Origin of the sequence: Pseudomonas cichorii (genome assembly GCF_003700275.1) — a bacterium.
Taxonomy (GTDB): Bacteria; Pseudomonadota; Gammaproteobacteria; order Pseudomonadales; family Pseudomonadaceae; genus Aquipseudomonas; species Aquipseudomonas cichorii_B.
In genome coordinates, this window is record NZ_RBRE01000036.1 from 37,938 (window position 1) to 45,361 (window position 7,424).

Annotated in this window: 6 protein-coding genes and 1 pseudogene; 5 read left to right on the plus strand and 2 right to left on the minus strand. The window is 57.9% G+C overall.

The annotated features are described in order from the left end of the window. Positions 1-134: 134 nt before the first annotated feature. The 4 genes from ALQ04_RS09400 to ALQ04_RS09415 all read left to right on the plus strand — a co-directional run bounded on the left by ALQ04_RS09400 (position 135) and on the right by ALQ04_RS09415 (position 4,646). Entirely contained in the window at positions 135-641 is a 507-nt protein-coding gene (locus ALQ04_RS09400; protein WP_122315485.1) for a sigma-70 family RNA polymerase sigma factor, read from the plus strand. Next, entirely contained in the window at positions 641-1,579 is a 939-nt protein-coding gene (locus ALQ04_RS09405; RefSeq protein ID WP_122315486.1) for a FecR domain-containing protein, read from the plus strand. The genes ALQ04_RS09400 and ALQ04_RS09405 overlap by 1 nt, the downstream gene beginning before the upstream one ends. Positions 1,580-1,654: 75 nt before the next feature. Beyond that, a complete protein-coding gene (locus ALQ04_RS09410; protein ID WP_122315487.1) occupies positions 1,655-4,060 on the plus strand; it encodes a TonB-dependent receptor in 2,406 nt (801 codons plus the stop codon). 373 nt (positions 4,061-4,433) lie between these two features. Continuing rightward, positions 4,434-4,646 (plus strand): DUF6124 family protein, encoded by a 213-nt coding sequence (locus ALQ04_RS09415; RefSeq protein ID WP_122315488.1) that lies wholly within the window; start codon positions 4,434-4,436, stop codon positions 4,644-4,646. 157 nt (positions 4,647-4,803) lie between these two features. Here the strand turns inward: ALQ04_RS09415 and ALQ04_RS09420 are convergent. Next, positions 4,804-5,136: pseudogene (locus ALQ04_RS09420) on the minus strand (DUF2931 family protein); the annotation flags it as partial. Positions 5,137-5,243: 107 nt separating this feature from the next. Beyond that, a complete protein-coding gene (locus tag ALQ04_RS09425) occupies positions 5,244-5,468 on the minus strand; it encodes a DUF6124 family protein (protein ID WP_122315490.1) in 225 nt (74 codons plus the stop codon). A gap of 566 nt (positions 5,469-6,034) precedes the next feature. Between ALQ04_RS09425 and ALQ04_RS09430 the strand changes: the two genes are divergently transcribed. Next, positions 6,035-7,057 (plus strand): YhcG family protein, encoded by a 1,023-nt coding sequence (locus tag ALQ04_RS09430; RefSeq protein ID WP_122315494.1) that lies wholly within the window; start codon positions 6,035-6,037, stop codon positions 7,055-7,057. Positions 7,058-7,424 lie beyond the last annotated feature (367 nt).

A 7,424-nucleotide genomic window follows, 5' to 3' on the forward strand; every position in this document is an offset into this window, starting at 1 on the left:
GGATTTGCGTTTTGTTTGATGAGCGCATGCTTGCCCTCTACAGCCATTTAGGGGGCGCTCACCAACCATCGCCTACCACATTGATGTGAGAATCATTATCAATTATTATCGCCGCTTCTTTCGGGAGGCGCGTCGTGAGTGAGGATCGTATAGGGCTTCTCTATGCAGAGCACAATAGTTGGCTCACGGGCTGGCTTTACCGTCGATTGGGCTGCAATAGCCAGGCGGCTGATCTTGCTCAGGATACCTTCCTCCGCATCCTTTCTTCCCAACGCCGAACCGGCGAAAGTCCGGTTCTGGACCGACCACGTGCGTACCTCGCGACGGTTGGCCAGCGGCTTGTCTGCGACTACTTTCGCCGACAGTCGCTGGAGCGGGCCTACCTCGACATGCTCGCCACCATCCCTGAAGCCTTTTCCCTGTCACCGGAAGAGCAGTGGCAGATGCGTGAAACGCTGCTCCAGCTGGACGCCTTGCTCGACCGCCTGAAGCCCGTCGTACGTTCGGTGTTTCTGCTGGCCCAGATCGATGGCCTGACCTATGTGCAGATCGCCCGGCAACTGGGCATTGGCGAGCGCACGGTCAAGCGCCACATGGCCACGGCCTTTGAAGCCTGCATCCTGTCCGACGTAGCGTTTTAATGTCCGCACAAGCACCCATCAGCCGTGAAGTCGCGCGTCAGGCCGCCCATTGGCTGGTGCTGATGCATGACCAGCCCGTGAGTGCTGCGCAACAGCAAGCCTGCGCACGCTGGCGCAATAGCGACCCCGAGCATGAGCGTGCCTGGCAGCGCGTGCAGCATGTGCAACAGCAGCTTGGTGGCCTGCCGCCGAGCATGGTCATGGGCACCCTCAATCGCGAACGGCGCCAGGCCATGAAGACAATGCTGGCGTTGGCAGTCATGGCACCGACGGCCTATCTTGGCTACCGCTTTGGCGCCGGGCAGGGCTGGATGGCCGATTACCGTACTGCCGTCGGCGAGCGGCGCCAGATGACTCTTGCTGACGGCAGTGTGGTCGACCTGAACACCGACAGCGCCATCGACGTGCGTTTCGATGCCGGGCAGCGGCTGATCCGCTTGTTGCGTGGGGAGATATTGATCCGCACCGGCGTCGATTCCGCCCGGCGTCCTCTGCGAGTGGCCAGCGAACAAGGCCTGATGGAGCCGTTGGGGACGCGCTTCAGCGTTCGCCAACTCGATGGCACCACGCAGTTGGCCGTGCTCCAGGGGCGGGTGCGAACCACTCCGGCGCAGGCAGCGCCACAAGTGGTCGAGGCAGGAGAGCAAGTCTATTTCAGCGCTGAGGCCTTCGGCCCGTTACGCCCGGCCAGCGAGCTGGCTACGCGCTGGACTCAAGGGCAACTGGTGGCAGAGAACCTGTCGCTCCGCGATTTTCTTCAGGAACTGGGCCGCTATCGTCCAGGCCGGCTGCACTGCGATGAAAGCGCCTCGACCTTGCGTATCAGCGGTGGTTTCCAGCTCGACAACAGCGACGCCATTCTCGCCGCGCTGCCGACCACTCTTCCGGTAATAGTGAGCTATCGAACCCGCTATTGGGTGACGGTGAGCAAGGCGTGATTCTTTTTTGGCCCGTTTTTTCACGGCGCTCGTCTTTGGTAGTGAATCTGTAATCACCAAAGGACATTTCGCTCCATGACCCATTCCGGTATCGCGCGCCATACGCTCGCAATGTCATTGCTGACCTTTGCCCTGGCCGCCCAGCCGCTGCATGCCCAGGCCGACGGAGCGGCCCATCATTACAGCGTTCAGGCGGCGAGCCTGGCCCAGGCGCTGACCGGCTTCAGCGCGCAGGCGAACATTACCGTGCAATTCGCCCCGGCCCTGACGCAAGGGTTGAACTCATCGGGACTGGACGGTGATTACAGCGTGGAACAAGGCCTTGCTGTACTGCTGGCGGGTTCCGGGCTTGAGGCGATCCAGTTGGGTGAGCGCATTTATGGGCTGGTCAAAATCAGCCCGGCATCCGGCGACACGCTGACCCTGCAGAATGTCGATATCAATGCCAGCCGCACCAGTGCCGAAGGCTCGGAAGCCGCCGGCTATGTGAGCGAAAACATCAGCAATGTCGGGGCTCTGGGCGGCATGAAACTGCAGGACACGCCTTTCTCCATGAGCGTGACCTCCCAGGCGCTGCTCAAGAACATCCAGGCCACCTCCACCGACGATGTGTTCAAGCGCAACCCTTTCGCCCAGCTTTACTCGCCGAAAAGCGCCGGGTATGCCAGTGCTGTGACCATTCGGGGGTTCGGCAGCTCCGCCAGCCTGAACATCGCCAACGACGGCCTGCGTTTCAGCACGCAGGCCGATGCCGGCAACTTCATCGAAGACACTGAGCAACTGGAAGTGATCACCGGCCTCACCGGTTTCCTGTATGGCCCGGCGTCTCCCGGAGGGCTGGCCAACTACGTGCTCAAGCGGCCGACCTATCAACGCTACAACAGCGTCACACTCGGCAATGCGGGTGGCCAGAACTACTACTTGCACGGTGACTTCGGCGGCCCGATCGATAGCGAAGGCCGGTTCGCCTACCGTCTCAACGTCCTGACCCAGGATGGCGAAACCGCAATCGATCTGCAGAAGCGTCGTCGGCAGATGGTCAGTCTGGCGCTGGACTGGAACGTCAGCGACGACCTGCTGGTGCAATTCGAGGCCTCGCACAAGGAAAGCCAGACTCGCGGCTTGACCAGTTACTGGTTCTTCGCCAATCAGGCCTATCGCCCAAGCGCCTCTTCACTGGACACCGACAAGCTGTACAGCCAGAAATGGGCCTTCGCTGACAACGAGACCGACAAGGCGGGAGTGCGGGCCAAATGGCGTTTGAACGACACTTTCAGTCTTCGTGCGGCCTTTGCTGCCCAGCAGTTCACTCAGGAATACACCTACACTGGCCCGCAACTCGATGCGCCAGGCCGCTATACACAACCGCTCTATGCGTTTGCACCGCTTGAAACCCAGGAATACTCGGGCTATCTGTTCCTCGACTCGCAGTTCGAGACCGGTCCGCTGGATCACAAGATGACCCTGGGCTTTCAGGGCAACAGCGCGCGTAGCCTGATGTACGAGGACCACATCCCGAGTCAGCAATACACTTCGGTGACCGGCAGCGCCGTGTCGCTTGATGAGCGGCCGCAGGTGAGCAAGCCCGGTTATTCCGTTGGCCACGGCGCTCAACACATCTCCAGCACCACCGACACCCGCAACCTGTTGATTGGCGACATCATCACCTTCAACGAACAGTGGTCGACCATCCTCGGCGCAACCCACACCAATATCAGCGCCTACAACAACGACTTCGTCTATGCGGCCACACCGCTCAAGACCAGGTATGACAAAAGCAAAACCTCACCCAGCCTGTCGCTGATCTACAAGCCCGTGCCCTGGTTGACCACCTACGCCACCTACATTGAAGGTTTGCAAAGTGGCGGCGTAGCGCCTTCACGAGCAACCAACGCTGGCACCGCTCTGGCCCCGCAAATCAGCGAGCAATACGAAATCGGCGCCAAGGCCACCCTCGGTGAAACCCTGGTGACGCTCGCCCTGTTCAACATCGACAAACCGAATGCCTACACCAACTCGGCTCGTCTCTACGTTCAGGACGGCCGCCAGGAGAACAACGGCCTGGAGTTCAGCATCACCGGCAAGGTCACCCCGCAACTGACACTGGTCAGCGGTTTCACCTTGCTCGACCCCGAAGTTAAGAAGGGCGCGACAGCGGCCAACAACGGCAACACCCCCATCAACGTCGCCAAGCAGATCGCCAAGGTCTATGCCGAATATGACATGACCTCCGTGCCAGGGTTTGCGCTGACGGGCGGCGCCTTCTACACCGGCGAGCAGTATGCTGATGAGGCCAACAACTACAAGCTTCCGTCCTTCACCACTTTCGACGCCGGCGCCCGCTACCGCCTGCCGATGGGCGACAACAAACTGACCCTGCGCATGAACGTGAGCAATCTGACGGACAAGAAGTACTGGCTCAATAGCAGTTATCTGGGTGATCCGCGGACGGTGGCGTTTTCGGCGCAACTGGAGTTTTGATAACGCTGTATGAAGTGTTTGCAGGGAGTCTGAACGGACTTCCTGCAACGGTTACTTCCGCTAACGAAATCCCACATCCTCCCGCGCAATCCGACACCCTTTTCCCTTTCCTCTGCATGAAGTTTCCGAGAAAATCCCGAGGCCTTGCGCAGGGTAACTTCGGGCTCTAGGCTGCATTCGTCGCTGAGTCTCAGCGATCGGGTTTAGCAGCCTGTTTGTCCATCCCGGCGCAAGCTCCGTCTATGGCGGCTTTGTGCGGGGCACTTTCGAGTGCGCCGGTTTTGGGATGGTCACCGGTCTGCTAACCCGTATCAAAGCTGCCACCCTTGTCCGTTTAGCAGCGAGCATCGGAGGCTTTATGGAGATTGTCCCGATGAACAAAGTAGTCCCCGACCCACCGCAACAAACCCTCGAAGAATCCCTGCTTCACGTCAGCGACCTGCTACGTTGCGCAGCGGCCACAGCCTACGAAACCGGCGATTGCCTCAACGGCCCGAAACGCGACCTGGCATTCTCGGTAGTGCATTTGATTGGCATGGCAAAGACCGAACTGGAAAGGTCTTTGGCGCGGGTGGAGCCGCGTTGAAATATTGATTGTGGGAGGGGCCTTGGCCGCGACTGAAGATTGCGACGAGGTCCCTGACACGACGCAGCTGATCAGCAAGCCGGATCGAGCGATCCGGGAGGGGCATTCACAGCATCTGTGGCGTTAGAGATGATGCCTTCCTACAGTCGACCGAGGATCACCAGCTACCGTAGGGAATGCCATATTTCTCGATGTAGCGCCTGTAGGCTTCCGGCTGTTGATAGTAATTGCCGCCCGACTTGCCAAGATGTGGACCCAGCGGCTCCACATCCGCTTGAGCACGGGCGACTTTGATGGCGTTGTTGCAACTGTCTCTTACCCACACCTGAACGATCCCGCCCGGCGCAAGACCCACGATTACCGAGGCTGTAAAACGAGCAGCCTTTTCCGGCGTCTGCGCACAGCGCTGGTGGGTTGAGGTGTGCATGATTTCACGAGCGCCTTGCGGGATATCAATCCATGCCCGGTAGGTCTTTGGTTCCACCGCTGAGGTATTGATCCAAGCATCTTTATGTTGTTGGTGCTTTTAGTGAGAGATAGCAGCGGCTCGTGACGCAAATACAAAACCTGCACAAAGCAGGTTTTGTAATCAGTGGTTCAACGTACCGAAAGATCATCCAGCGAGCGATCAACCTCGGCCTTGGCCATCTCCACCAGATGGACGACAGACAAGGCCAGATGCCGATGTGAACCACTCAAGCGGTCGCCGCTTTCATAGGCTGTGGCAGCGGCGCAGCTCAATAGCTCGGAGGCACGCACAAGAGCATCTTCAAGGTAGCGAGGGGAGAGGTGACAGGGTGGATCCGGTGTGATCTTGAGCATCATGTAACTCCAGTCAAAAGTGGAGCCGCCATGCTCGCGACTAAACGATGGGTGGCGGCCATGCGCAGGTTAGTCGACCGGAGACTGGTACCCGGCGCACCCGAAGGTGCCCTACGCACGACCACCATAAATGCAGGCCGTAAAAAAGCGCCTCGCAAAAGGTGGCGCAGTGCGCCAGTCATCCCGGGCGACTAAACCCGTTCGCTGAATATGCAGCGACGTTGGCAGAGTAGTGACCGGATTTCATAGGCGCAAGCGGTTGGGATTTTCTCGGAAATTTCGCTCAATGGAAAGGGAGGCGTCTTGCTATTGGGAGCTTTGGAGGCTGATCTATCATCATCGTCAATTATCAGGGACGAAGTGAAAATCAGTTTTCAGGTCTGTGGCATGCAGCCAGTTCTACCGGTTGGACATGTTCTTTTTGCCCCGACTCCAAGGATTTTTGCGTGAGCACGGAGAGTCATCTCCAAACGGCTGCTTGCCTCTGGTCGAGTACCAATCTGTTGCGCTGAGACTTCAAGCCGTCCCTGTAAGACCGCAAGCAGATGATTGAGGTATTTGTCGGCATGAATGAGTTAAATGCGCCTCGCGGTGCAACGGAGGAGCGTTTCGACGAAGTACTCGCGCTGATCCTCAGTGCCAGACAGCAGGCCATGCAGGCGGTGAATAGCCGACTGATCGAGCTTTACTGGCAGGTCGGTGCCTACATCAGCCGTAAGCTGGAACAAGCAGAGTGGGGCGATGCTGTTGTCAGCCAACTGGCTGATCATTTGGCAAGAACCCAACCAGGTTTGCGCGGTTTTACCCGTTCAAATCTGTTCCGCATGCGTCAGTTCTACGACATCTACCGTGCCGAGGAAAAAGTCGTGGCACTGCCGCGACAATTGTCCTGGACCCATAACCTGATCATTCTCGGCCAGAGCAAATCCCCGGAGGAACGCGAGTTTTATCTGCGCATGGCGGTCCAGGAAAAGTGGTCCAGCCGCGAACTAGAACGCCAGTGTAAGGCTGCTTTGTTTGAGCGTAGCATCACCCAGCCAGCAAAAGTCTCGGCAGTGCTGAAGCAATCTCACCCTGCCGCTCTGGAAGTGTTTCGCGATGCCTATATGGTCGAGTTTCTCGACCTGCGCGGCGGCCATGCCGAGTCCGATCTGCACAAAGGGTTATTGGTTCGGCTCAAGGATTTTCTGATAGAGCTGGGGCGCGATTTTTGTTTCGTCGGCTCCGAGTACCCGCTTCAAGTCGGTGGGCGCGACTTCGCCCTGGATCTGCTGTTTTTCCATCGCGGCCTCAACTGCCTTGTGGCCATCGAGCTCAAGGTCGGTCGCTTCGAGCCGGAATATCTGGGCAAGCTTGATTTCTATCTGGAAGCACTGGACCGTAATGAACGCAAACCCCATGAAAACCCCGCCATCGGTGTGCTGCTGTGTGCCAGCAAGGACGACGAAGTGGTCGAATACACCCTCAACCGCAGCCTGTCGCCAGCGTTGATTGCCGAATACCAGACTCGCTTGCCGGATAAGCAGTTGTTACAGGCCAAGTTGCATGAGTTTTATGCGATGAATACCGCTGAGGGAGAAGAGCTGTGAGCGGTTCGCGTCACATGGGTGATACAAGAGCCGTATGCTGTAGTTCCGCTGATATCGAAGGGGGCCGCCAGGGAGGTACCAAGCATCCTTTTATCGAGGTGGAGTTAAAACCCTGGTATCTCCAGGTCATGTTTCGGTTTTGGCCGGAGCTTTGCGGCGACGCAAGCAACAATTTGCTTTGGTGTAGAGAATTTCTTTCTGCAGTCTTTGATCAGCTCTCTAAGCTTCTCGTCAGGAGCGTTCGGAAATTCCTCTTTGAGAGACTTGAAACAGATGGTCTCGGTCAAATCTGGCATGGATGTTCTCGGTCGTGGGGGCATTAGGGGGAGTCGATACAGATTCGTTATACTGAGCTGGTCTAATGACC